Origin of the sequence: Streptomyces sp. 142MFCol3.1 (assembly GCF_000424945.1) — a bacterium.
Lineage (GTDB): Bacteria > Actinomycetota > Actinomycetes > Streptomycetales > Streptomycetaceae > Streptomyces > Streptomyces siamensis.
Map to the genome: position 1 here is coordinate 47,430 of NZ_AUKV01000043.1, position 24,145 is coordinate 71,574.

The 24,145-nt window shown below is 72.0% G+C and carries 23 protein-coding genes; 11 read left to right on the forward strand and 12 right to left on the reverse strand.

What is annotated here, in order from left to right; genetic code table 11:
- Position 1 precedes the first annotated feature (1 nt).
- Entirely contained in the window at positions 2–796 is a 795-nt protein-coding gene (locus tag H305_RS0138745) for an adenosylcobinamide-GDP ribazoletransferase (protein WP_028805191.1), read from the reverse strand.
- A 152-nt stretch (positions 797–948) separates the two neighbouring features.
- Here H305_RS0138745 and H305_RS0138750 point away from each other — a divergent pair, with 152 nt between their 5' ends.
- Positions 949–1,722, forward strand: coding sequence for a hypothetical protein (locus H305_RS0138750; RefSeq protein ID WP_028805192.1), 774 nt, complete (start codon positions 949–951; stop codon positions 1,720–1,722).
- Here the strand turns inward: H305_RS0138750 and H305_RS53690 are convergent.
- The 3 genes from H305_RS53690 to cobT all read right to left on the reverse strand — a co-directional run bounded on the left by H305_RS53690 (position 1,653) and on the right by cobT (position 5,685).
- Complete coding sequence (locus H305_RS53690; RefSeq protein WP_028805193.1) at positions 1,653–2,360, reverse strand: hypothetical protein; 708 nt, start codon at positions 2,358–2,360, stop codon at positions 1,653–1,655. The genes H305_RS0138750 and H305_RS53690 overlap by 70 nt on opposite strands.
- 22 nt (positions 2,361–2,382) lie before the next feature.
- Entirely contained in the window at positions 2,383–4,188 is a 1,806-nt protein-coding gene (locus H305_RS0138760; RefSeq protein ID WP_028805194.1) for a phosphatidylglycerol lysyltransferase domain-containing protein, read from the reverse strand.
- A 366-nt stretch (positions 4,189–4,554) separates the two neighbouring features.
- Entirely contained in the window at positions 4,555–5,685 is a 1,131-nt protein-coding gene (cobT, locus tag H305_RS0138765; protein ID WP_028805195.1) for a nicotinate-nucleotide--dimethylbenzimidazole phosphoribosyltransferase, read from the reverse strand.
- A gap of 196 nt (positions 5,686–5,881) precedes the next feature.
- Here cobT and H305_RS0138770 point away from each other — a divergent pair, with 196 nt between their 5' ends.
- Complete coding sequence (locus H305_RS0138770) at positions 5,882–6,949, forward strand: class I SAM-dependent methyltransferase (protein WP_037766746.1); 1,068 nt, start codon at positions 5,882–5,884, stop codon at positions 6,947–6,949.
- Between the two features lie 14 nt (positions 6,950–6,963).
- Here H305_RS0138770 and H305_RS0138775 read toward each other — a convergent pair whose 3' ends face one another.
- Entirely contained in the window at positions 6,964–8,163 is a 1,200-nt protein-coding gene (locus tag H305_RS0138775; RefSeq protein ID WP_028805197.1) for a bifunctional adenosylcobinamide kinase/adenosylcobinamide-phosphate guanylyltransferase, read from the reverse strand.
- 113 nt (positions 8,164–8,276) lie between these two features.
- Here H305_RS0138775 and H305_RS0138780 point away from each other — a divergent pair, with 113 nt between their 5' ends.
- On the forward strand, positions 8,277–8,489 hold the full coding sequence (locus H305_RS0138780) for a hypothetical protein (protein WP_028805198.1): 213 nt from the start codon (positions 8,277–8,279) through the stop codon (positions 8,487–8,489).
- Between the two features lie 172 nt (positions 8,490–8,661).
- Here H305_RS0138780 and H305_RS0138785 read toward each other — a convergent pair whose 3' ends face one another.
- From H305_RS0138785 to H305_RS0138795, 3 genes are all read right to left on the reverse strand, one after another.
- On the reverse strand, positions 8,662–9,762 hold the full coding sequence (locus H305_RS0138785; RefSeq protein WP_037766749.1) for a S1C family serine protease: 1,101 nt from the start codon (positions 9,760–9,762) through the stop codon (positions 8,662–8,664).
- Between the two features lie 60 nt (positions 9,763–9,822).
- A complete protein-coding gene (locus H305_RS0138790) occupies positions 9,823–10,524 on the reverse strand; it encodes a class I SAM-dependent methyltransferase (RefSeq protein ID WP_028805200.1) in 702 nt (233 codons plus the stop codon).
- A gap of 83 nt (positions 10,525–10,607) precedes the next feature.
- Positions 10,608–11,234 carry a DUF3043 domain-containing protein gene (locus H305_RS0138795; RefSeq protein ID WP_078629458.1) on the reverse strand — a complete coding sequence of 209 codons (627 nt, stop codon included), beginning with the start codon at positions 11,232–11,234 and terminating at the stop codon, positions 10,608–10,610.
- A gap of 246 nt (positions 11,235–11,480) precedes the next feature.
- Here H305_RS0138795 and H305_RS0138800 point away from each other — a divergent pair, with 246 nt between their 5' ends.
- From H305_RS0138800 to H305_RS0138815, 4 genes are all read left to right on the forward strand, one after another.
- Positions 11,481–12,272 (forward strand): PspA/IM30 family protein, encoded by a 792-nt coding sequence (locus tag H305_RS0138800; RefSeq protein ID WP_078629459.1) that lies wholly within the window; start codon positions 11,481–11,483, stop codon positions 12,270–12,272.
- A 21-nt stretch (positions 12,273–12,293) separates the two neighbouring features.
- Positions 12,294–12,572, forward strand: a complete 279-nt coding sequence (pspAA, locus tag H305_RS0138805; RefSeq protein ID WP_028805203.1) for a PspA-associated protein PspAA — start codon at positions 12,294–12,296, stop codon at positions 12,570–12,572.
- A gap of 573 nt (positions 12,573–13,145) precedes the next feature.
- Complete coding sequence (locus H305_RS0138810) at positions 13,146–14,420, forward strand: sensor histidine kinase (RefSeq protein WP_028805204.1); 1,275 nt, start codon at positions 13,146–13,148, stop codon at positions 14,418–14,420.
- Positions 14,417–15,100, forward strand: coding sequence for a response regulator (locus tag H305_RS0138815; RefSeq protein WP_028805205.1), 684 nt, complete (start codon positions 14,417–14,419; stop codon positions 15,098–15,100). Before H305_RS0138810 ends, H305_RS0138815 begins: the two co-directional genes overlap by 4 nt.
- Before the next feature lie 193 nt (positions 15,101–15,293).
- On the opposite strand, the gene nadA is transcribed toward H305_RS0138815, so the two are convergent.
- On the reverse strand, positions 15,294–16,478 hold the full coding sequence (gene nadA / locus H305_RS0138820) for a quinolinate synthase NadA (RefSeq protein WP_078629460.1): 1,185 nt from the start codon (positions 16,476–16,478) through the stop codon (positions 15,294–15,296).
- Positions 16,479–16,816: 338 nt separating this feature from the next.
- Here nadA and H305_RS0138825 point away from each other — a divergent pair, with 338 nt between their 5' ends.
- Entirely contained in the window at positions 16,817–17,173 is a 357-nt protein-coding gene (locus H305_RS0138825; protein WP_028805207.1) for an iron-sulfur cluster assembly accessory protein, read from the forward strand.
- A gap of 491 nt (positions 17,174–17,664) precedes the next feature.
- Here H305_RS0138825 and H305_RS0138830 read toward each other — a convergent pair whose 3' ends face one another.
- Complete coding sequence (locus H305_RS0138830; protein ID WP_051371449.1) at positions 17,665–19,260, reverse strand: hypothetical protein; 1,596 nt, start codon at positions 19,258–19,260, stop codon at positions 17,665–17,667.
- Between the two features lie 185 nt (positions 19,261–19,445).
- Entirely contained in the window at positions 19,446–19,667 is a 222-nt protein-coding gene (locus H305_RS0138835) for a hypothetical protein (RefSeq protein ID WP_028805209.1), read from the reverse strand.
- 184 nt (positions 19,668–19,851) lie between these two features.
- Here H305_RS0138835 and H305_RS0138840 point away from each other — a divergent pair, with 184 nt between their 5' ends.
- A complete protein-coding gene (locus H305_RS0138840; RefSeq protein WP_028805210.1) occupies positions 19,852–20,826 on the forward strand; it encodes a carbohydrate kinase family protein in 975 nt (324 codons plus the stop codon).
- Here the strand turns inward: H305_RS0138840 and H305_RS0138845 are convergent, their stop codons facing one another.
- Entirely contained in the window at positions 20,827–22,203 is a 1,377-nt protein-coding gene (locus H305_RS0138845; protein ID WP_028805211.1) for a cysteine desulfurase/sulfurtransferase TusA family protein, read from the reverse strand.
- Positions 22,204–22,527: 324 nt separating this feature from the next.
- On the opposite strand from H305_RS0138845, the gene coxB reads away from it, so the two are divergent.
- Together coxB and H305_RS0138855 are read left to right on the forward strand one after the other, a co-directional pair.
- Entirely contained in the window at positions 22,528–23,493 is a 966-nt protein-coding gene (gene coxB / locus H305_RS0138850; protein WP_028805212.1) for a cytochrome c oxidase subunit II, read from the forward strand.
- The coding region (locus tag H305_RS0138855; RefSeq protein ID WP_028805213.1) for a cytochrome c oxidase subunit I at positions 23,490–24,145 on the forward strand (656 nt) is incomplete at its 3' end. The genes coxB and H305_RS0138855, both read left to right, overlap by 4 nt.

Genomic DNA, 24,145 nt, shown 5'->3' on the forward strand with positions numbered 1-24,145 from the left:
GTCAGCCCAGCGACACGACGACGAGCGCGGTCGTCGCCGCCGTCTCGGCGAGCCCGCCGAACACGTCACCGGTGATGCCGCCGAAGCGGCGCGTGCAGTGCCGCAGCAGCAGTTCGGCCGTCGCGCAGGCGGCGGCCACCGCCACCGCGGCGCGCACCGGGTCGTACGTCCCCAGCAGCGTGCCCGCGCCCGCCGCCGTGGCGACGACCACCGCTGTCACGAGCAGGGCGCCGCGCACCGGCACGGTGCCCGCGACCGCCGCGCCCAGACCCTCGGGACGGGCCGGCGGCACGCCCGTGCGGGCGGCCAGCGTGAGCGCGAGCCGGGCCGCCACCGCGGAGACGACCGCCGCGAGCACGCCCCGGGCCCACGAGGCGTCGTAGGCCTGGAAGAGCGCGGCCACCTGGGCGAGCAGCACGAACAGCAGGGTGATCACGCCGAACGGGCCGATGTCCGACTGCTTCATGATCCGCAGTGCGTCCTCGGCGGGCTTGCCGCTGCCGAGCCCGTCCGCGGTGTCGGCGAGGCCGTCGAGGTGCAGGCCGCGGGTCAGCGCGGCCGGTACGGCGGCACTCGCCACGGCGGCGAGCAGCGGCCCCGCGCCCATGGCCAGCAGGGCCACGCCGAGCAGGGCGGCGCCCGCCCCGACCACCAGGCCGGCCAGAGGCGCGCACAGCATCCCGTCCCGGGCGGCGTCACGGTCCCAGCGGGTCACCTTCACGGGGAGCACGGTGAGCGTGCCGAAGGCGAAGCGGAGGCCGTCGGAGAGGGAGGACTTGGGCGCGGTCGTGGACACCGGCGCAGAGTACCCGGGCGCTCCGGCAGCGGAGGAGGCGGCCGGAGACCTCGCGCACGGCCCCGGGGCAGGCCGGGGATCGCGGCCGAAAAGCACGTCGGCCGAGGCGGTCGTCGCGAACAAGTCCCCCTCTATGCCAGTAAAGTGCGCATATGGGTCACTGGTTGTACCGGAATTTCGTCGAGCCGGGGAAGCTGCCCCTGCTGCTGGCGCTGGCCTCGTTCGTCCTGACCTTCGTGATCACCCGCGTCATCGTCCGGCTCATCCGCGCGGGCAAGGGTCCCTTTCGCAACGTCAAGGCCGGGAACCTGCACATCCATCACGTGGTGCCGGGCGTCGTGCTGACGGTGATCGGCGGCTTCGGCGCGGTGGCCAGCAGCCGGTACGGGTTCGGCGCCTGCGCCTGCGCCGTGGTGTTCGGGATCGGCGCGGGCCTGGTGCTCGACGAGTTCGCGCTCATCCTGCACCTCCACGACGTCTACTGGACGGAGGAGGGCCGCAAGAGCGTCGAGGTCGTGGTGGTCACGGCCGCCCTCGTCGGCCTTGTGCTCAGCGGCTTCTCGCCGTTCGGCGTCAACGACCTCACCGAACAGGAACTCCAGGACCGCGGCAGTGTCATCGCCACCGTCGCCCTGAACTTCCTCTTCGCCCTGCTCGCCCTCAGCAAGGGCAAGGCCCGCACCGCGATCTTCGGCGTGATCGTCCCGTTCGTCGCCCTGGTCGGGGCGATCCGGCTGGCCCGCCCCGGCTCGCCGTGGGCCAAGCGCTTCTACCGCAAACGGCCGCGCGCCCGCGCCAGATCGAGCCTGCGCGCCTACCACCACGACCGCCGCTGGCTCGGCCCCAGCCGCAGGCTTCAGGACTGGATCGGCGGCAAACCCGATCCCGATCCCGAACCCGCCCGTTCCCTGCCCGGCCGCCACTGACGTGCCTCGCAGACCCCGCACACGACCAGCACCGCGGCGATGGCCGCGAGGTGTTCCCTGCCGGCGAGGTTCTCCTTGAGCAGTACCTCGACCACCATCGCGCCGGTCACCACCGTCGCCGTCACATACGCCCTGTAGCGCCAGCCGAGGAACACGGCCAGGCCCACCACCGCCGCCGACGGCCCGGCGTCGACGACCCGGGCGTCCGCACCGGGCAGCCCCAGCGCACTCTGCGGACCCAGCGCGACGCCCACCCGCGCGTAGAGCGTCCCGGCCAGTGTGGCGAGGTACGCGACGGCCGGCGTGCGCCACCGGCCCAGACAGATCTCGGCGATCCCGAACACCAGCAGGATCTGCACGAGCGCACCCCACACCGGCAGGTCCAGCGCCGGGACGAAGAGGGACAGCGGGGTGCGCAGCAGGGCGAGCCACAGCGGGTCCTCGACCCGCACGGCACCGACGTTCTGCACGAACCGGTAGCCCCAGGACCGGTTCTGGGCGAACTGGAAGGCCGCCGTCAGGCAGACCGCCGCCATCGTCATGGGGGCCGCCCGCCACTGCCTCGCCGCGAGGGCCCGGCGCACCGTGTCGTACAGCGCCCCCCATTCCGCACGGGCCCAGCGGGCGGGCCGGTTCATCCGGCAGCCCCCGCGGCATCGCTCACATCGCCCCCCGCCGGTGCGACTCCAGGTGCCGGCGATGAAGCCACTTCGGCAGCCCCGGCGCCTCCAGGAACCCCTCGGCGCGCGCGGACGCGACACCGATGCGCAGCAGGTCCGCGCTCTTCTCGAACAGCAGGAACCTCGGCTCCCAGATGGGCCGGTACTTCGCGTTGGCGCGGTACAGCGACTCGATCTGCCACCAGCGGGAGAAGAAGCTGAGCAGCGAGCGCCACAGCCGCAGCACCGGTCCCGCGCCCAGCCGTGCGCCGCGCTCGAAGACCGACCGGAACATGGCGAAGTTGAGCGAGACCTGGCTGATCCCGATCTCCCGGGCGCGTCGCAGGAGTTCGATCACCATGAACTCCATCAGCCCGTTCTCGGACTCGCGGTCGCGTCGCATCAGATCGAGGGAGAGTCCGTGCGGGCCCCACGGCACGAAGGACAGCACCGCCCGCAACGCGCCGTCGGCGTCCGTGCATTCGAGCATCACGCACCGTCCGTCGTCCGGGTCGCCGAGCCGGCCGAGCGCCATGCTGAAACCGCGCTCGGTCGCCCCGTCCCGCCAGTCGTCGGCGCGCCGCAGGAGGTGGGCCATCTCGTCGGCGGGAATGTCCTCGTGGCGCCGGATGCGGACCTGGTAGCCGGCCCGCTTCACCCGGTTGTAGGCCTGGCGCACGGTCCGCATGGCGCGGCCTTCCAGGGTGAACTCGGCGGTCTCCACGATGGCCTCGTCGCCGAGCTCCAGCGCGTCGAGGCCGTGCCGCGAGTAGATCGTGCCCGCCTCCTCGCTCGCCCCCATCACCGCCGGGATCCAGCCGTGCGCACGGGCCTCGGCGAGCCAGGGCTCGATGGCACCGGGCCAGGCCTCGGGATCGCCGAGCGGATCACCCGAGGCCAGCGAGACGCCGCCCACCACGCGGTACGCCACCGCGGCCTTGCCGGTCGGCGACCACACCACGCTCTTCTCCCGGCGCAGCGCGAAGTAGCCCAGGGAGTCCCGGTCGCCGTTCCGGTCGAGCAGCGCGCGCAGCCGCTTCTCGTCGTCCTCGGTGATCGGGTCGACCGCGCGGCGCGAGCGGAAGGCCGCGTAGAGGACGGCGAGGAGGAGCAGCGTGCTGAGCACGTTGATGGTGACGTTGACCCAGTTGGGGATCGTGATGCCGGGGTGTTGGGAGTCGTCCGCGGCGACCGACACCAGGCGCAGCGTGCCGTAGCGCCAGCGGTCCAGGAACGTCGAACGGTACGCGTCGTGCGCCTGGTTGGTGACCGTGACCAGCAGTGTGGCGAGCAGCGACGCCACCAGCAGCCCGCCCACCGCGACGGCAGCGGCCAGCTTCGGGTTCGACCGGTCGCCCTTGGCGTAGAACTCCCGGCGGCCTACGACGAGCGAGCCCACGAAGGTCGCCGTCAGGGTGAGCGAGACCCAGTTCTGCGCGTACCGGCGGATCTCCGGGAACGCCATCGCGACGGCGAACAGCAGCAGGAACAGGCCGCCGAGCACGAGGTTGAGGATCCACGCGGCCCGCTTGCGCCGGCGCATCGTGATGGCCAGGAACATCGTGAACACGCCGGACGCGAAGCCCGCCGTCAGCAGGTACGGCGTGAAGAAGTTCTCGGTGTTGTGGCGTCGTACGTCCTGTCCGAGCGACACCCACGCGGCGCTCAGGAAGTTGATGAACGTGACGGCTCGCAGATACCAGACGGCGACGGCGGCCCGCCGTGAGGCGGGCGCAGACCGCCGGTCCCCGTCGGCCTGGCGGGCCGACGCCCGCTCCTGCACGGCGGCAATTCGGGCATCTCCCATGAAGGGTGATGATATGGGCTGAGGTCGTGCGTGCGAGGGAGTGAGGTGTCGGGTGGTTCCCCCCACTCCTGGTGGGAAGGAATCCCACAACTTTTCCCGCCCCGCCGCCCCTGCGCGTCCCTTGTCCCGCGGGCTGCCGCCCCCGGCCCCCGCCCCAGGAGCGGAAGATCAGCCCCTCCGGCGTTCGAGGAGCGGGGGCCGGGGCGGAGCCCCGGGTACGGGACGGGCAGGGGCGGCGGGGCGGAAGCAGCCCTGACGTGCAACGGCGCGAGGCCCGCCCCGGCGGGGCCATCCCGAAGGAACCCGACCCGCCGGACCCCGGCCCCGAGGTGATCGACCCGAGCGGGCCCGCCCCGACGGAACCGTCTACTCGGGGAGCTCCGCCTCCGACTCGGTGCCCGGCGCCTCCGAGGCCGGCGCGTCCGTCTCCGGCTCGGGCTCCGTCTCAGGCGCCGGCGCCTCCGGCAGCTCCGCCGACAGCGCGGCCGCCGCCTGCACCAGGGGAAGGGCCAGCAGCGCACCCGCGCCCTCGCCCACGATCACCCCGTGGTCGAGGAGCGGTACGAGAGCCATCCGGTCCAGCGCCTTCGCCTGGGCCGGCTCCCCGCTGTTCTGCCCGGCCAGCCACCAGTCCGGCGCCCGGAAGGCGACCCGCTGCGCGACGAGGGCGCACGCGGCCGACACGACCCCGTCGAGGATCACGGGCAGCTTGCGCACCGCGCTCTGCAGCAGGAATCCGGTCATCGCCGCGAGATCGGCGCCCCCGACCGTCGCGAGCAGCTGCAACTGGTCCCCGAGCACGGGCCGGGCCCGCCGCAGGGAGTCCCGCACGGCCGCGCACTTGCGCATCCACGCGAGGTCGTCGATGGCCTGACCGCCCCGCCCGGTGACGACGGACGCGTCGGTCCCGCACAGCGCGGCGACGAGCACGGCCGCGGCCGTGGTCCCGCCGACGCTGATGTCGCCGAGGACCACCAGGTCCGTACCGGAGTCCGCCTCCTCGTCGGCGACGGCGACGCCCGCGCGGAAGGCCGTCTCCGCCTCCTCCAGGGTGATCGCGTCCTCGATGTCGATCCGTCCCGAACCCCGCCGCACCCGGTGCCGCACGACCTCGCCCGGCAGTCCGTCCGGGTCGCAGTCCAGCGACATGTCGACGACGCGCAGCGGCACGCCGAGCCGCCGGGCCAGCACGGCCGCCGGTGTGGCGCCCTCCAGGACGGCCCGCACCAGCCGGTCGGCGGTGCCCGCGGGCCGCGCCGACACGTGCAGCGCGGCGATTCCGTGGTCGCCCGCGAACAGCACCACGCGCGGCTGCTCGATCGGCCGCACCGGTACCGCGGACTGTGCCGCCGCCAGCCACTCACCCAGGTCGTCGAGGCGGCCCAGTGCTCCGGGCGGCACGATCTGGCGTTCCCGGCGCGCCTCGGCGTCACGCCGCACACCGCCGTCGGGGCGCTCGATCAGATCGGTGAAGTCGTCGAGATTAAGCGAGCTCATTCGCCGAACAGTACCGGCACCGGTCGAACACGGCTGCGCCACGTCGTTGCGCCACGGAGCGCCAAGCGCTACGTACCTTTTGTATCGGATTGTCGTACACCTCGGGTGCCCGGTCCGTCCCGGTGCGCCGCCATCTCCCGCCACCTCGCCCCGCTGTCCCGCCGCCCCCGTCGTCCCGCCGCCCCAGGAGGCGCCCATGCCCCGTACGCCGCAGTCGATCGCCGAGCGCCGCGCCGTCTACGCGGCCGAACTCGCCCGGGGCACCGACCGCTTCCACGAACCACGCCGCCAGGACTGCCCGTGGTGCGGTTCCCGGCGGCTGCGCACCCGGCTGCGGACGTCGGACCTCATGCAGTGCAAGCCCGGCACGTTCGTCGTCGACGAGTGCGGGGACTGCGCCCACGCCTTCCAGAACCCCCGGCTCACGGCGGAGGGACTGGCTTTCTACCAGCGGGACTTCGAGGACGACGCCCAGGAGCGTCTCGTGCTGCGGCAGCTCGCCGTACGGGGCCGCCGGGGCCGCCACCGGCTCGCCGCCCGCGCACTGCTGCCGCACGCCGAACCGGAGAGCTGGCTCGACGTCGGCACCGGGCACGGGCACTTCCCGGCCGCGGCCAAGGAGATCCACCCGTACACGGCCTTCGACGGACTCGACCCCTCACGGCGCGTGGAGAAGGCGCGGACAGCCGGCCGGGTGGAGGAGGCGCACCGCGGCCGGCTCACCGACCGCCGCGTCGCCGAGCGGCTGCGCGCCCGCTACGACGTCGTCAGCATGTTCCACCACCTGGAGCACACCGCCGACCCGCGCGCGGAACTGCGGGCCGCCATGACGGTGCTGCGGCCCGGCGGCCACCTGCTCGTCGAAGTCCCGGACCCCGAGAGCGCGTTCGGCACGCTGCTCGGCAAGTGGTGGGTGGCGCACGGCCAGCCGCGCCACCTCCACCTGATGCCCCTGCCCAACCTGATCGACGAACTGGAGACGCTGGACTGCGAGATCGTCGCCACGGACTCCCGTGAACCCCACGCCCCCCACGACCTCTCCGGCGCCCTCGCGCTGGCCCTCGGCCACGCCCTGCCCGACCCGGACGTCCCGTGGCGTCCCTCTCCGCCGAGCCCGCTCCGGCACCGGCTGCACCGGTTGCTGACCAGGACGGCGGTCCCGGTACTCGCCGTGTCGTCCGCCGTGGACCACGCCCTGGCCCCCGTCCTGCGCCGCACCCGCTTCTCCAACGCCTACCGCGTCATCGCCCGCAGACCGGACTGAGCCGTGGTCCGCGGTCAGCCGCGCAGCGTGAGGGACTGTCCCGCCACGACCAGCAGCACGTGCTCGCACTCACCGGCGAACGCCGTGTTCAGACGGCCCAGTTCGTCGCGGTAGCGGCGTCCGGACGCGGTGGCCGGGACGATGCCTGAGCCGACCTCGTTGGAGACCGCGACCACGGTGCGGCGGGTACGGCGGACCGCGTCGACGAGTTCCTCCACGCGGGCGCGCAGCTCCCGTTCGCCGTCGTCGGCCCAGTCCGCGTCGTCCCAGGCGTTCACGGAGTCCATCGCGTCCGTCAGCCACAGCGACAGACAGTCGACGAGCAGCGGCGGGCCGTCCTCGGCGAGCAGGGGGACGAGGTCGCAGGTCTCGGTGGTGCGCCAGGAGGCGGGGCGCCGGTCGCGGTGGACGCTGACCCGGGACGCCCACTCGGCGTCCCCGTCGCGGGTGCCGCCCGTCGCGACGTACAGGACGTCGGGGAAGGACTCCAGGCGCCGCTCGGCCTCGACGGACTTGCCGGAACGCGCGCCGCCGAGGACCAGGGTGCGGCGCGGCACGTCCGGTACGTCTTCGTAGACGCCCACGTCGAGGGTGGTGCCGTCCGGTACAGCCCGGGCGCCGGCCGCCGCGAGCCGGCGCCGCAGCTCGGGCCCCGGCGGCACCTCGTGGTCGAGATGCACGGCGATCACGTCCGTCGTCGGGCCGACCGCGCCGGCCGCACGCAGCTTCGCCAGGGCGTCGGGGCGTCCCACGACGTCGGCGAGCACCATGTCGTACGCGTCCGTCTGCGCGTCGAGCCCGGCGGGTGCCGTGCCCGGCGGCAGGTACAGCAGCCGCTGTCCGTCCGGCCCGGTCACCGCGTACCCCGTGCCGGGCGCGTCCATCGCCACCGCCCGCACCCGGTGCCCGGTCAGCAGCGCCAACTCCCGCCCGTCGGGCACCCGGCCGGGCTGTGGCAGTCCGGCCGGCACCTCGACGGGGGGCCCGTCGTGCGGGTGCGAGAGCAGCACCTGCCGCACGCCGCCCAGTGAGTGCCCGGCGCGGGCGGCCGCGAACGCGGCGCCGGGTGTGAGGTCGAGAAGGAGGGTGCCGTCCACGAGCAGCGCGGTCGCCGCCCGCGCGTTCTCGCCGAGCGCGGTCGCGCAGGACGCGCAGGGACAGTCGGGGCGGGGCAGCCCCTCGGGGGCGCCGGTGCCGAGCAGAGTCAGTTCCACGACATTGATTTTTCCGTGTCCCCGCAGGTCCTGCGCGTCCGGCTAGGCTTCGGGCTGGAGCCGGATCTTGTCCGGCTTCCGCTGTGCAGTGTGCTCACATCTTGGAGGCGTACATGGCGGCATGGACGTGGCGGTTCGAGAAGTCCGACGGGACAGAGGTCCAACCCGCGGTGCAGCCCGAGGAGTTCACCACGCAGGGGGACGCCGAGTCCTGGATCGGAGAGGTGTGGAAGGACCTCGTGGAGGGTGGCGCCGACCAGGTGTTCCTCTTCGAGGACAGCACGCAGATCTACGGACCGATGAGTCTGCACGCCGATCCGGAGTAGGCCGGTCGGGGTTGCCGGGGCAGCACCCCGGCAACCCGCCCGGTCGGTGCGGCAGTCCCGTCCGCCCCAAGGCTTTTGCCCCCGCGCGGGGCGCTCGAAGGCTCTCGTCCCACACTCGCCACACTCGCCACACTCGCCAGTCCCGCACGGGCCCGCCGCACGCGCCCGAGGCCTACTGCTCGCCCAGCGTCACCTCGACCGTCTCCTCCCGGTTGCCCCGCACGAAGGTCACCTTCGTCCGGTCGCCCGGCTTCAGGCCGGCGAGCGCCTCGGCGAGCGAGGTGATCGTGGTGATCTCCTCGTCGCCGACCCCGGTGATGACGTCACCGGCCCGGATGCCCGCCCTGTCGGCCGCGCCCCCGCTCGTCACGCCGGCCACGGCGACGCCCACGGGCTGGTAGTTGTCGTTGACGACCGTGCGGCCCGTGACCCCGATCGCGGCCCGGCCCGACTCGGTGACCCTGCCGGACCTGACGATCTGGTCCGCGATCGTCTTCACCGTGGAGGCGGGGATCGCGAAGCCGATGCCGGGCGCCGCGCCCCCGCCGAGGTCCTGGGAGACGGCCGCGAGCGTGGGGATGCCGATGACCTCGCCGTCCAGGTTCACCAGCGCCCCGCCGCTGTTGCCGGGGTTGATCGCCGCCGACGTCTGCACCATGTTCGCGATCGTCGCCCCCGGACCGCCCTCGCCGTCGCCCTCGCTGACGGTGCGTCCGATCGCGGACACGATTCCCTGCGTCACGCTGGACGACAGGCCGAGCGGTGACCCCATCGCCAGGACGATCTGGCCGACCTCGACCTTCGTCGAGTCCCCGAACGCGGCGGGCTTCAGGCCGGCGGGCACCTTGTCCAGCTCGACGACCGCCAGGTCCTGTTCCGGGTAGGCATAGACAAGCGTCGCCGTCAGCTCGTCCTTGTCATTGGCGACGGTGACCTTGAACGTCTTCTCGTCCCCGATCACGTGCGCGTTGGTGACGATGTGCCCCTTGTCGTCGTACACGACACCCGACCCGAGATCCTTGGACGCCTGGATCTGCACCACCGACGGCAGGACGTCCCTGATCACCTTCAGGTAGTCGTCCTGGAGGTCGTCCCTCACGCGCGGTGCCTGAGCCTGCGCCTGAGTGGTGATGCCGTCCTTCGTGGCGGAGGCGGAGTCGCCGGTGCAGCCGGCGAGCAGCGCGGCCGGCAGGACGAGAGCGGTCAGGAGCGCGACGATGCGGGGAGTACGGGCACGGGTGGGTGTGCGGGCGGCGCCACGGGAATCGGCCATGCCCGAAGTGTCCCTTTTCGGCTTGCGGGCCGACCCGCGATACGCACCCGAACGGGTCGGTCAGCCACGCACTCCGCACAGATGCAGCAGTGCCGCCACCCGACGGTAGGGATCGGTCCGCCCGGCCCGCTCCTCGCAGGCCAGCAGCGTCTCCACGTCCGGTGGAACGGCCGCCCCGTCCGCCGCCGTGTCCGTGAAGACCCGCACTCCGTACCAGGCGTGCAGCGGCGCCCCGATCCCGGCGAGCGCCGCCGTCAGCGTGGCGAGCCGGTCGGCACGGACCTCCAGCCCGAGCCGGTTGGTGTAGGCGGTCGTGTCGAACGCGGTCAGCGTCGTCCCCCAGTCCCCGGACAGCCCGGGACGCATCGCCAGCGCGTCGGCGTTGCGGACGAGCAGCGAGAGCAGCCCGCCGGGCGCCAGCATCCGGGCCAGACCCGCCAGCAGCGCGTCCGGCTCCTCGACGTACATCAGGACGCCGTGGCACAGCACCACGTCGAAGCTGCCCGGCAGGAAGTGGACGCCTGTCTCCCGGCCGTCGCCCTCGATGAGGCGGACCCGGCCGCGGATGCCCTCGGGCTCGGCGGCCAGCGCCTCACGGGCCACGGCCAGCATCGTCGCGTCCTGTTCGAGCCCGGTCACCTGATGCCCGGCACGGGCCAGCCGCAGCGCCTGCGTGCCCTGGCCCATCCCGACGTCGAGGACCCGCAGCCGCTGCCCCACCGGGAAGCGTCCGGCTATCTGCTCGTCGAGCTGCCGGGCCACCAGCTCCTGTCGTACGACATCACGCAGGGCGCCCAGCTTGTTCAGCCAGGCGTCCGCCGCGCCCCCGGAGAAAGACGTCGTGCTCAGGGCCGCTCTCCGCGCTTGACCTGCGGCTTCGGCAGCCGGAGTCGACGCATCTGGAGGGTGCGCATCAGCGCGTAGGGGACCGCGCCCTTCTTGGGCTGGTCCGGGAAGCGGGTGGTGAGCTGCTTCTTCAGACGGAACGCGATGCCGACCGAGTCGAGCACGATCAGCACGATCACGACCAGCCACAGCAGCAGCGCGATGTTCTGGAGCGAGCCGACCCGCACCATGCTGAGGACGAGGATGACCACCGCCAGCGGCAGGAAGAACTCGGCGATGCAGAACCGCGAGTCCACGAAATCACGCGCGAAGCGGCGCACCGGCCCCTTGTCGCGGGCGGGCAGATAACGCTCGTCGCCGCTGGCCAGCGCCTGGCGCTGCCGCTCCATCGCGGCGCGGCGGTCGTCGCGCTGCCGCTTGGCCGCCTCCTTGCGCGTCGTCGGCGTGTTGGCGACGCTGCGGCGCTGGGTCTGGGCCTCATTGCGCTTGGGCGTGGGGCGACCCTTGGGGGCCTGCGGGTCACGGGGCTGCTTGGAGTCGGTCACCTGCGCCTTGTCGGCGGGGGCCTTCTCTTCCTTGGCACGGCTACGGAACACAAAACCCAAGGGTACGGGGTTCGCGGGCATGGACGTGGTGCGAGTGGGGAACGATCCGGCAACACCGTACGTCTGTAGTGGGACAGAGGGGACGTTGTGCCCGGGCCGACCCCGAGTGCCACCTACTCCTTACGCCGGAGCGGTGCCGTACGCAGTCGTCCTTGGGGATGAGCGCATCCGTCCCCGAACAGTGCGGTAATGGATGCAGGGCCCGTACTGTGGGTTCTGTTGCAGTACCTGGAGCTGGAGTCCGTCAGAAGGGGGCGCGCGAAGCCCATGAGCGGTGTCATGAAGCGTATGGGGATGATCTTCCGCGCGAAGGCGAACAAGGCCCTTGACCGGGCCGAGGACCCGCGCGAGACCCTCGATTACTCGTACCAGAAGCAGCTGGAGCTGCTGCAGAAGGTGCGCCGTGGCGTCGCCGACGTGGCGACCTCCCGCAAGCGCCTGGAACTGCAGCTCAACCAGCTCCAGAACCAGTCCTCCAAGCTGGAGGACCAGGGCCGCAAGGCGCTCGCCCTCGGCCGTGAGGACCTGGCCCGCGAGGCCCTGTCCCGCCGAGCCGCCCTCCAGCAGCAGGTCACCGACCTGGAGACGCAGCACCAGACCCTCCAGGGCGAGGAGGAGAAGCTCACCCTCGCGGCCCAGCGGCTCCAGGCCAAGGTCGACGCCTTCCGTACGAAGAAGGAGACGATCAAGGCGACGTACACGGCGGCCCAGGCGCAGACCCGGATCGGGGAGGCATTCTCCGGCATCTCCGAGGAGATGGGCGACGTGGGCCTTGCCATCCAGCGTGCCGAGGACAAGACCGCGCAGCTCCAGGCGCGCGCCGGCGCCATCGACGAACTCCTCGCCTCCGGTGCCCTCGACGACCAGTCCGGCATGGCCAAGGACGACATCCAGGCCGAGCTGGACCGGCTCTCCGGTGGTACGGATGTAGAGCTGGAACTGCAGCGGATGAAGGCGGAGCTGGCCGGCGGGTCCTCGCCGCAGCAGGCGATCGAGGGCGGCACGGGAGAGTCCTCCCAGTCGCAGCAGCAGGACACACCCCGCTTCGACAAGCAGTGACCCACGCCTGAGGAGGGCGACATGATCGTACGGATCATGGGGGAGGGGCAGGTGAGGCTGGACGACGGCCACCTCACCGAACTGAACAAGCTGGACGACGAGTTGCTCACCGAGCTGGAGGGCGGCGACCAGTCCGGCTTCCGCCGCACCCTGGTCGCTCTCCTGGAGGCGGTACACCGCCTGGGCACTCCGCTCCCCGACGATTCGCTGGAGCCGTCGGACCTGATCCTCCCCTCGCCCGACGCGACCCTCGAAGAGGTCCGCGAGATGCTCAGCGACGACGGTCTGATTCCCGGCTGACCGGGACGGACCGCCGCGGGCGAGTACCGGCCGTCCGCCCGACGTCCGAGCCCGCCGGGCCGCCCCTACGAAGGCGGCCGGGCGGCGCCTCCCGGACCCGACGGCATTCCGGCCGGGGCCCGGCACTCGCTCCGGCAGCACATCGCACCGGCTCCCGGCGCGCACGCCGCCCGCATTCCGGCGGGCGTCCGCGTCCACCCCGGCCGGCGTCCGGCGTCTTTTGCGGCGGTGCGTCGGCGCGGGGTCCGCGCCCCCTCCGCCCGTCGCAGCCCGGCCGTGGCCGGCGCGCACTCCGACACGCCCCCGGCCGGCGCGCCGGGGCATCGGCGGGTCCGGCCCCGCCGCTCCTCCCGCGGCGCTCTTCCTCCGGCGGTGCGGGCGCGCACTTCGCCGGTACTGCGGCAGGCAGGCGCATCGCAGGCCTCCGGCCCCCTCCCGCGGTACGCCGGCGGGTGCCCCGCACCTGCTCCGGCGACAGGCCTGGTGGCGTCCGGCACTCCTTCCGGCAGGGTCCCGGTGCCCGCGACGGCAGCACCCGTTCCAAGCCCGCCGGGGCCCCCGTACCGTAAGGCCGTGAGCACCATCGAGCGCACGAGGGACTGGCTCCGCGCGCACCCCCTCGCCCTGGACGCCGCCCTCGCCGCGGGCGTCCTCGTCAGCATGGTCGCCGGCTCCTTCGTCGACCCGCACGGCGAGAACGGCGCGAGCTGGGGCGCCCGTACCCCGGGCGCCCTCGGACTCACCCTGATGGTGCTCGGCGCCGCGGCCCTGGTCTTCCGCCGCCGCGCCCCGATGACCGTGCTCGCCGCCACGGTGGCCCTGTCCCTGGTCGAGCTGGTGACCGGCGACCCCCGCGCCCCCGTGGCGATGTCCGCCGTCGTCGCCCTCTACACGGTGGCCTCGACCACCGACCGCCCCACGACCTGGCGCGTCGGGCTGGTCACCATGACCGTCCTGACCGCGGTCGCGATGCTCGCGGGCCCGATGCCCTGGTACGCGCAGGAGAACCTCGGTGTCTTCGCCTGGACCGGCATGGCCGCCGCCGCGGGGGACGCCGTGCGCAGCCGGCGTGCCTTCGTGCACGCGATCCGGGAGCGCGCCGAGCGTGCCGAGCGCACCCGCGAGGAGGAGGCGCGCCGCCGCGTCGCCGAGGAGCGGCTGCGGATCGCCCGCGACCTGCACGACGTCGTGGCCCACCACATCGCCCTCGTCAACGTGCAGGCCGGAGTCGCCGCGCACGTCATGGACAAGCGGCCCGACCAGGCCAAGGAGGCCCTGGCCCACGTGCGGGAGGCCAGCCGTTCCGCGCTCAACGAACTCCGCGCCACCGTCGGGCTGCTGAGGCAGTCCGGGGACCCCGAGGCGCCCACCGAGCCCGCTCCCGGCCTCGCCCGGCTCGACGAGCTCGCCGACACCTTCCGCAACGCGGGTCTGCCCGTCGAGGTGGCGCGCAGCGACCAGGGCCCGAGCCTGCCCGCGGCCGTCGACCTCGCCGCCTACCGCGTCATCCAGGAAGCCCTGACGAACGTGCGCAAGCACGCCGGACGGGACGCCAAGGCCGAGGTCAGTGTCGTACGGGTGGGACCGAACGTGGAGGTCACGGTCCTCGACGGCGGGCCCGGAGGCGGCGCCGAGCCCGGCAGGGACGGCGGCCCCGCCGGGGAGGAAGGACCCGGCCCGCAGGACGGGACCGCGGAAGGCGGCGGACATGGGCTGCTCGGCATGCGCGAGCGGGTCACCGCGCTCGGCGGCAGCTGCACGGCCGGTCCCCGCTACGGAGGCGGCTTCCGGGTCCATGCGATCCTTCCGGTCAAGAACCGCACGACTGCCCTGGGGGACTCCGTATGACCATCCGCGTCGTGCTCGCCGACGACCAGGCACTGCTGCGCAGCGCCTTCCGTGTGCTCGTCGACTCCGAGCCCGACATGGAGGTCGTGGGGGAGGCGTCCGACGGCGCGGAGGCGGTGCGGCTCACCCGCGACGAGCGCGCCGACGTGGTGCTGATGGACATCCGGATGCCGGGCACGGACGGTCTCGCCGCCACCCGGCTGATCACCGCCGATCCGGGGCTCGCGCACGTACGGGTGGTCATGCTGACGACCTTCGAGGTCGACGAGTACGTGGTGCAGTCGCTGCGGGCCGGCGCGTCCGGCTTCCTCGGCAAGGGGGCCGAGCCCGAGGAGCTCCTGAACGCCGTCCGGATCGCGGCCGGCGGCGAGGCGCTGCTGTCCCCGGCGGCCACCAAGGGACTGATCGCGAAGTTCCTCGCCCAGGGCCCCGGCGCGGACGACGAGCGGGACCCCGCCCGCGGCGAACGGCTCGCCGCGCTGACCGGGCGCGAGCGCGAGGTGCTGGTCCAGGTGGCGGGTGGTCACTCCAACGACGAGATCGCCGAGCGCCTCGAAGTCAGCCCGTTGACGGTGAAGACGCACGTCAACCGGGCCATGGCGAAGCTCGGCGCGCGCGACAGGGCGCAGCTGGTCGTCATCGCGTACGAGTCCGGGCTGGTCCGTCCCCGGGTGGACTGAGCTCCACCCCTGCGTGCTGCGCCTGGAGCACGGACCGCATAAGCAAAATGGGTCCACAGGCGGGCGGGCCTTCGCCGGGGTGCCGCCCCGGCAGGCCTCCGAGGAGCCGGAGCCGGCCCAGGTCCGACCCGTACGACGCCGAAGGGGCGCTCCTCCACCGGAGGGGCGCCCCTTTCGGGTGCACACGCAGGACCTACGGGAGGGCCAGCATGCGCTCCAGCGCGAGCTTGGCGAACTGCTCCGTCTCGCGGTCCACCTCGATGCGGTTGACCAGGTTGCCCTCGGCGAGCGACTCCAACGTCCAGACCAGATGCGGCAGGTCGATGCGGTTCATCGTCGAGCAGAAGCAGACCGTCTTGTCGAGGAACACGATCTCCTTGTCCTCGGACGCGAAGCGGTTCGCCAGTCGCCGTACGAGGTTGAGCTCCGTGCCGATCGCCCACTTCGAGCCGGCCGGGGCCGCCTCCAGGGTCTTGATGATGTACTCCGTGGAGCCCACGTAGTCGGCCGCGGCGACCACTTCGTGCTTGCACTCGGGGTGGACGAGGACGTTCACGCCGGGGATGCGCTCGCGCACGTCGTTCACCGAGTCCAGCGAGAAGCGGCCGTGCACCGAGCAGTGGCCCCGCCACAGGATCATCTTCGCGCCGCGCAGCTGCTCGGCCGTGAGCCCGCCGTTCGGCTTGTGCGGGTTGTAGACGACGCAGTCGTCGAGGGACATGCCCATGTCGCGGACGGCGGTGTTGCGGCCCAGGTGCTGGTCGGGCAGGAAGAGCACCTTCGACCCCTGCTCGAAGGCCCAGTCCAGCGCGCGCCGGGCGTTCGACGACGTGCAGATGGTGCCGCCGTGCTTGCCGGTGAACGCCTTGATGTCCGCGGAGGAGTTCATGTAGGAGACGGGCACCACCTGCTCGGCGACTCCGGCCTCGGTGAGCACGTCCCAGCACTCGGCGACCTGTTCGGCGGTGGCCATGTCGGCCATCGAGCAGCCGGCCGCGAGGTCGGGCAGGACGACCTTCTGGTCATCACCGGTGAGGATGTCGGCGGACTCGGCCATGAAGTGCACACCGCAGAAGACGATGTACTCCGCCTGCGGGCGGGCGGCCGCGTCCCGGGCCAGCTTGAAGGAGTCGCCCGTGACGTCCGCGAACTGGATGACCTCGTCGCGCTGGTAGTGGTGGCCGAGCACGAAGACCTTGTCGCCGAGCTTCTCCTTGGCCGCGCGGGCGCGTTCGACCAGGTCGGGGTCGGACGGCGAGGGCAGGTCGCCGGGACACTCGACACCCCGCTCGCTCTTCGGGTCGGCCTCACGGCCGAGCAGCAGCAGGGCGAGGGGCGTCGGCTGTACGTCGAGCTCCTGGGTCTGGGCGGTGGTCACGACACGCACCCTTTCTGTTCTGCGGCTCGCCGGGCCCGTAGGTGCGGGTCCGGCGGAACAATGCCTTTTCGTCGAATTGACGCTATCTATCATAACCGCTTCACGTCACGTTGACGATGTCCATAGCGTCGATGTGACGTGAATCCTGGTCGCCTCTACGGCAGGTGACACGGAGGTGTCCGTGGGGTTGTCCACAGGGCGCTGTCCGCGCGCAGGGGCATGTGCGAGCATGAATACGGAAAGGCAGAAAAGACACGTGCACGGCCCGGAATGAATCCGCGGCCCCGCCGGTTGCAACCGTCGGCAAGCAGTCTCCGTACAACCCGGGAGAGAAGCAGATGTCCGTATCGGACGAGACCACCACCGTGAGCGACGGAATCATCCTGTCCGACGCAGCAGCGGCCAAGGTCAAGGCCCTGCTCGACCAGGAAGGCCGCGACGATCTGGCGCTGCGCGTCGCCGTTCAGCCCGGTGGCTGCTCCGGCCTGCGCTACCAGCTCTTCTTCGACGAGCGCTCCCTCGACGGCGACGTCGTGAAGGACTTCGGCGGAGTCAAGGTCGTCACCGACCGCATGAGCGCTCCGTACCTGGGCGGCGCGTCCATCGACTTCGTGGACACCATCGAGAAGCAGGGCTTCACGATCGACAACCCGAACGCGACGGGCTCCTGCGCCTGCGGCGACTCCTTCAGCTGAACCCCCGGCTCGCCGGCGCCGAGCCCGCGGCCGAGCACCTATGGCCGAACGCGTACGGCTGAACGCGTACGAAGGCGGTGTCCCCCTCCGACAGGGACGCCGCCTTCGCCGTGTTCACCGGCGCATGAGCCGTGTTCACCGGCGCATGAGGCGGGACTGATCGTCGGGTGAGAGCGCCGGCGGCATCGCGACGGAGTTCCGACCGTCCGCGCTCGTGACTTCGAGGGCCCAGAACGGCGCGAGGGCCAGGTGGTCGGTCGAGGACCGGTGTCCCGCCGTCCTTGCGGCCCCCGGTCGTCCACCCGTCCTCCGTGGCCCGCAGGTCCTCGACGCCGAGCACGTTCGCCAGGTGCGCCGCCTCCGCGGCGGTGACCGCCCCCTTCGTGAGACCCCCACCCCCTTCCCCGATGTCACCCACCGGGCGATCGCTCCTCTCCCGAAGGCGAACGGCTCGGCTCCGATCACGCGTTGCGCAAACCCGGCTGCCGCGCCTACTGCGGCTGCGCCGACCCCGCTTCGGGGACGGTCACCTTCCCCTTTGGGATCTCCTTGCCGTCCGACCCCACGACTTTGCGGTCACCGAGCGGCTTGTCCAAGTGCACCGTCTTCTCGTAGATCTTGGCGATCAGGATGCAGATCTTGTCCGGCCGGGGCTTCTCGGTCACCGTGACAGTCACCTTGTCCGAGCTCTCGCTCGCCGAGGCCGAGTAGTCCGCGCACACCCCGCCCGTGAAGCTGACCGTCAGGTCCTGCCCGTCGACCGTGTAGCCCTGCACCCTGACATTGCGCGTGGACGGCGCCGCGGTCGGTTCGTCGCCCGGTGCGGTCGGCATGGGGCTCGGTCGGACGGACGGCTGCCCGGGAGCCGTCGGTGCGGTCAGATACCGCGGCTCGACCGCCGGATGCGTCACCGTGAAGGCGTCTTTCCCCCCCTGCGTCCGTACCTCGAACAGCCAGGACGGCACCAGCGCCTGCCGTCCGTCCGCGACGCGCGCCGCCAGCCCGAAGACGGCCTTCTCGACGGTCGTCGTCCGTGTCGCCGGCAGCGTGGTCGCGTGCTCGCACGGCTTCTCGTCGCGGTCCTTGAGCGGTACGGGGCTGGCGCAGCCGCCGATGCCCTTCCGCCCGCCGCCCGGCGCCGCCGCCGAACCGCCGTTCATCAGGTCGAGGGTCCTCTGCGCCCCGAGGACCGGGTAGGTGTCGCCCTTCACCGGCGCCTTCAGCTGTCCGCTGCCGCTGACGACCGTGCTCTCGGAACCGATCTGGAGCCCGGTGGCCCAGCCGTACGTGGGGAGCCCGCCGACCTTCGGGTCCGCGTTCACGACGCGCACCCGGTCGTCGTTCATGAGCTGGGTCGCGTCCAGCTTCGCGTCGTCCTGCCCGACGGCCTTCAGCACGGGAGCGGCCGCCTTCTTGGCCTCCTCCTCGCTCACCGCCCCCGGACGCATCCCGGCCAGACCGGCGGAGCCGACCGGTACGCAGCGCTTGCCCTTGGGGCAGTTGTCGGTCCCGGGGACGAACGAGCTGTACGTCCAGGTCCCGGGCGCGGCGCGGTTCACCTGGAGGTGAGGTTCGCCGGCGTCCTTGGTCACGCCGACCTTCCAGACGTCCCCGGCAAGCCTCGGCGTGCCCTTCAGGCCGAGGGCCTTCGCGAGCCGGGCCACCTCGGCACCGGTCACCTCGCCCTGCGCCCAGTACACGGGCGACGAGTCCGGCCCGTCGGGCAGCTCGCCGTCCGCGCGGTAGGTCACGCCGTACGGGTCGGGTTCGCCGGGCGCGATGCCGTTCGTGCCGCCGTCGGACCCCGAGCCGCTCGCGGCTCCCTCCGAGTAGCCGTCCAGGGCGAGCGGCGGGGGAGTGCCGTCACCTCCGGGGGTCCCGGACCCGTGACCGCTCCCGCCGCCGGAAGCGGTCGCCGCGAAGTACGCGCCGCCGCCCCCGACGAGCAGCACCGCGGCCGCGACCGAGGCGATGAGCACGGGGGATCGCCGGCCGCGCGGGCCGCCCGGCTCCGTGTCCTCGGCGGGACCCTCGGCAGGACCCTCGAGGGGAGGGGTCGCGTCGTTGTCGGGTCGCTCGGTGCTCACCGCATCGCTCCTTCGGCTCTGCTGCTGTCCCATGACCCGGCCCTGTCAAAAACGGGCTCTGGTGGGTCGTATACCGCATCCCCTTTACGGGGGACAGCGATGGGACGCGCCGGGGGAGCGTGCGGTTCCCTGCGGGCGCCCTCCGAAATTCACCTGTTCGGCGGCACCCGGTCGCGTGGAGGGGATCAGTCGCCGTAGTCGGACATCGCGTCCAGCAGCCGTGCGGAGGCGGGCGGCACCGTGACCCCGTGGATGCGCGCGGGGGAGACGGGGCGGGCGGCCGCGGGGGCGGAGGTGGACCAGTGCCGGGCCATCCGGGCGCAGTCGCCGCGCAGCGTCGCCAGATCGCCTTCGAGTTCGCTCACCGGGCCGAGCGGGGCGGGGCCGTGGACCTTGAGGTTCGTCATACCGGAACCGTATGCACCGATGCCGTCACGAAGAAAGATCTACTATCGGGTAGTTTTGCCCGCTTCAGCGGGCGCGTCCCGACCGGGTAGCGTGAACTGTCAACGCAGTCGTCACCCACGACTCTCTTCCGAAGAGCGCTTCGCGCGCCCTCCTTCCATTCCCTCGCAGGAGCGTGTCCCAGCCGTGCGTATCGCAGTCACCGGCTCCATCGCCACCGACCACCTCATGACCTTCCCCGGCAGGTTCGCCGACCAGCTCGTCGCCGACCAGCTGCACACGGTCTCTCTCTCCTTCCTCGTCGACAATCTCGACGTGCGCCGGGGCGGGGTCGGCGCGAACATCGCCTTCGGCATGGGCCAGCTCGGCACCCGGCCGATCCTGGTCGGGGCCGCGGGCTCCGACTTCGACGAGTACCGCGCCTGGCTGGACCGGCACGGCGTCGACACCGGCTCGGTCCGCATCTCCGAGGTCCTGCACACGGCGCGCTTCGTGTGCACCACCGACGCCGACCACAACCAGATCGGCTCCTTCTACACGGGCGCGATGAGCGAGGCCCGGCTCATCGAGCTCAAGGCCGTGGCGGACCGGGTCGGCGGCCTCGACCTCGTCCTGATCGGCGCGGACGACCCCGAGGGGATGCTCCGCCACACCGAGGAGTGCCGCTCGCGCGGGATCCCCTTCGCCGCCGACTTCTCCCAGCAGATCGCCCGCATGAACGGCGACGAGATCCGGATACTGCTGGACGGGGCGACCTACCTCTTCTCCAACGAGTACGAGAAGGGGCTCATCGAGTCCAAGACGGGCTGGACCGACGAGGAGATCCTCGGCAAGGTCGGCCACCGGGTGACGACCCTCGGTGCGCAGGGCGTGCGCATCGAGCGGGACGGCGAGGCGACGATCGAGGTCGGCTGTCCCGAGGAGGAGCGCAAGGCCGACCCGACGGGCGTCGGCGACGCCTTCCGGGCCGGCTTCCTCTCCGGTCTCGCCTGGGGCGTCTCGCTGGAGCGCGCCGCCCAGATCGGCTGCATGCTGGCCACGCTGGTCATCGAGACCGTCGGCACGCAGGAGTACCAGCTGCGCCGCGTCCACTTCATGGACCGCTTCACCAAGGCCTACGGCCACGAGGCCGCCGCCGAGGTCCAGGCGCACCTCGCCTAGTCAGGACAGCCGGCGGACCACATAGGCCGAGCCCCGGTCCGCCGGCTCCTCCCCGACGTACTCCTGTGCCCGCATCTCGCACCACGCCGGGATGTCCAGCCGGGCCGCCTCGTCGTCCGAGAGCACCCGCACCGTGCCGCCCACCGGCACGTCCCCGATGACCTTCGCCAGCTCGATGACGGGGATCGGGCAGCGCTTGCCGAGGGCGTCCACGACCAGCTCCTCGGCCCGCACCACCGTCGTCGGTGCGGGAGCGCCCAGCTTCTCCCGTACCCCGGCCACCGCACGCGGCAGCACCGACAGGAAGCGCTCGACGTCCTCCTCGGCCGCCCCCATGGGCAGCGACACCCGCACGTTCCCCTCGGTCAGCACGCCCATCGCCCGCAGCACATGGCTCGGCGTCAGCGTGCTGCTCGTGCAGGACGATCCGGACGAGACGGAGAAACCCTCCCGGTCCAGGGCGTGCAGCAGCGCCTCCCCGTCGACATAGAGACAGGAGAAGGTGACGATCCCGGGCAGCCGCCGGTCCGGGTCGCCGACCACCTCCACGTCCGGCACCAGCTGCGGAACCCGTGCCCGGATCCGTTCCGTCAGCTCCCGCAGCCGTTCCCCCTCCTGAGCCGCCTCGGCCCGCACCGCCCGCAGGGAGGCCGCCGCGGCGACGATCGCGGGGAGGTTCTCGAAACCGGCGGCCCGCCCCGACTCCCTTTCGTCCACGGGGCCTTGGGCCGCGAACCGCACTCCCTTGCGCACGACGAGCACGCCGACGCCGGACGGCCCGCCCCACTTGTGGGCGCTCCCGGTCAGCACCGACCAGCCGCCCTCGACGGGCCCCCACCCCAGCGACTGGGCCGCGTCCACGAGCAGCGGCACCCCCGCCGCCCGGCACGCCTCGGCCACCGCCGCCACCGGCTGCTCGGTCCCCACCTCGTGGTTGGCGGACTGGAGGCACGCCAGCGCGGTGTCCGGCCGCAGCGCCTCCTCGTACGACTCGACGGTCACCGCGCCCGTCCGCAGCACCGGCACCTGGGTGACCGATCCGCCGCCCGCTTCGAACATGTCTGCCGAATGGAGCACCGAGGAATGTTCGACGGATGACACGATCAGGTGGTTTCCGATCCGCCGTCGACCGGCCAGCGCCCCCGCGACGCCCGCGTGCACGGCCCGTGTCCCGGACGGCGTGAACACCAGCTCGTCGGGCCTGCACCCCACGGCTTCCGCGGTCGCCTCGCGCGCCGCGTCCAGCAGCATCCGGGCCCTGCGCCCCTCCCGGTACAGCCGGGACGGATCGGCCCAGCCCTCGTCGAGGGAGGCCAACAGCGCCTGACGGGCAACGGGATGGAGGGGAGCGGCGGAGGCGGCATCGAAGTAGGACACACGGCAACGTTAGAACTTCCCCGCGGCGGCACGGGTGCGGGGAGGAGCGCGGGCGCCGCCCGCCGGCCCTCGGCCGGGACCCACCGGACGAACCGGACCGCCGGGACGGCCCGATCTCCCGTCAGAAACCAGACCCCATGGGTCATCCCACCCCCTTCGGGGTGACCCCCGGCGCGTTAGGGACCCTCCCCGCGCGACCCCAAATAGCGTCCAGTAGGGTTTGGTCCGCATAAACATCCAAACCCCTGCCCGACGCAGGGCGGCGACCGACCAGCGAGAAGGCCGCAGCCAGTAGCGCGGGCGAGACTCTCGGGAAGGCGCTACGTGAGTCCCAACGGCTCCGACCGCTCGCCGCGGCGCCCGATGCGGCGGAAGCTGCTGCAGGCAATGACTGCGGGCCTGGTCCTGGCGACAGCCACCGGTTGCTCGTACAACTGGGAAGACTTCCCCCGCCTTGGTATGCCCACCCCGACCACGGAAGAGGCTCCGCGGATCCTCTCCCTGTGGCAGGGTTCCTGGGCGGCGGCGCTCGCCGTAGGCGTGCTGGTGTGGGGCCTGATCCTGTGGAGTGCTTTCTTCCACCGGCGCAGCCGCACCAAGGTCGAAGTTCCTCCCCAGACCCGGTACAACATGCCCATCGAGGCGCTGTACACCGTGGTCCCGCTCATCATCGTCTCGGTGTTGTTCTACTTCACCGCCCGCGACGAGACGAAGCTCCTCAGCCTCAAGCCGAAGCCCGACGTCACGGTCAACGTGGTCGGCTTCCAGTGGAGCTGGGGCTTCAACTACGTCGCGGACGTCCCCGGCTCGACCGGTGACGCGAAGACCGACGCGAACCTGAACGCGATTCCGGACCGGTTCAAGAAGGACTTCCCGGCGAACGCCGGCGGTGTCTACGACGTCGGCACGCCCGGCACGCGGAACCCCCAGACGAACAACCCCGGCCCGACCCTCTGGCTCCCCAAGGGCAAGACGGTCCGCTTCGTCCTCACCTCGCGTGACGTCATCCACTCCTTCTGGGTGGTGCCGTTCCTGATGAAGCAGGACGTCATTCCGGGCCACACCAATGCCTTCCAGGTGACCCCCAACAAGGAGGGCACCTTCCTGGGCAAGTGCGCCGAACTCTGCGGCGTCGACCACTCCCGGATGCTCTTCAACGTGAAGGTCGTCTCCCCCGAGCGCTACGAGGCCCACCTCAAGGAGCTCGCGGCGAAGGGTCAGACCGGTTACGTCCCGGCCGGCATTGAGCAGACGGGCCACGAGAAGAACCGGGAGACGAACAACCTGTGAGCATCCTCAACGAACCTCAGGGTGCCGCCGAGACCGAGGACTCGTACGAGAACGAGGTACCGGTCCGGCGCAAGCAGCCCGGCAACGTCGTGGTCAAGTGGCTCACCACCACCGACCACAAGACGATCGGCACGCTGTATCTGGTGACGTCGTTCGCGTTCTTCTGCGTCGGCGGCGTCATGGCGCTGCTGATGCGCGCCGAGCTCGCCCGGCCCGGTCTGCAGATCATGTCGAACGAGCAGTTCAACCAGGCGTTCACGATGCACGGCACGATCATGCTGCTGATGTTCGCGACGCCGCTGTTCGCCGGCTTCACCAACTGGATCATGCCGCTGCAGATCGGCGCGCCCGACGTGGCGTTCCCGCGGCTGAACATGTTCGCGTACTGGCTGTACCTCTTCGGCTCGACGATCGCGGTGGGTGGCTTCCTCACCCCGCAGGGCGCCGCCGACTTCGGCTGGTTCGCCTACTCCCCGCTGTCGGACGCGGTCCGCTCGCCGGGCATCGGCGCCGACATGTGGATCATGGGTCTGGCCTTCTCCGGCTTCGGCACCATCCTCGGCGCGGTCAACTTCATCACCACGATCATCTGCATGCGCGCTCCGGGCATGACGATGTTCCGCATGCCGATCTTCGTGTGGAACGTGCTGCT

Coding starts and splice junctions, on each gene's coding strand:
- H305_RS0138780 (WP_028805198.1), top strand. CDS start 8,277: ATGGCGGCATGGACGTGGCGGTTCGAGAAGTCCGACGGGACAGAGGTC.
- pspAA (WP_028805203.1), top strand. CDS start 12,294: ATGATCGTACGGATCATGGGGGAGGGGCAGGTGAGGCTGGACGACGGC.
- H305_RS0138835 (WP_028805209.1), bottom strand. CDS start 19,667: ATGACGAACCTCAAGGTCCACGGCCCCGCCCCGCTCGGCCCGGTGAGC.
- H305_RS0138760 (WP_028805194.1), bottom strand. CDS start 4,188: ATGGGAGATGCCCGAATTGCCGCCGTGCAGGAGCGGGCGTCGGCCCGC.
- H305_RS0138770 (WP_037766746.1), top strand. CDS start 5,882: ATGCCCCGTACGCCGCAGTCGATCGCCGAGCGCCGCGCCGTCTACGCG.
- H305_RS0138825 (WP_028805207.1), top strand. CDS start 16,817: ATGTCCGTATCGGACGAGACCACCACCGTGAGCGACGGAATCATCCTG.
- H305_RS0138815 (WP_028805205.1), top strand. CDS start 14,417: ATGACCATCCGCGTCGTGCTCGCCGACGACCAGGCACTGCTGCGCAGC.
- H305_RS53690 (WP_028805193.1), bottom strand. CDS start 2,360: ATGAACCGGCCCGCCCGCTGGGCCCGTGCGGAATGGGGGGCGCTGTAC.
- cobT (WP_028805195.1), bottom strand. CDS start 5,685: ATGAGCTCGCTTAATCTCGACGACTTCACCGATCTGATCGAGCGCCCC.
- H305_RS0138800 (WP_078629459.1), top strand. CDS start 11,481: ATGAGCGGTGTCATGAAGCGTATGGGGATGATCTTCCGCGCGAAGGCG.
- H305_RS0138750 (WP_028805192.1), top strand. CDS start 949: ATGGGTCACTGGTTGTACCGGAATTTCGTCGAGCCGGGGAAGCTGCCC.
- H305_RS0138795 (WP_078629458.1), bottom strand. CDS start 11,234: ATGCCCGCGAACCCCGTACCCTTGGGTTTTGTGTTCCGTAGCCGTGCC.
- H305_RS0138785 (WP_037766749.1), bottom strand. CDS start 9,762: ATGGCCGATTCCCGTGGCGCCGCCCGCACACCCACCCGTGCCCGTACT.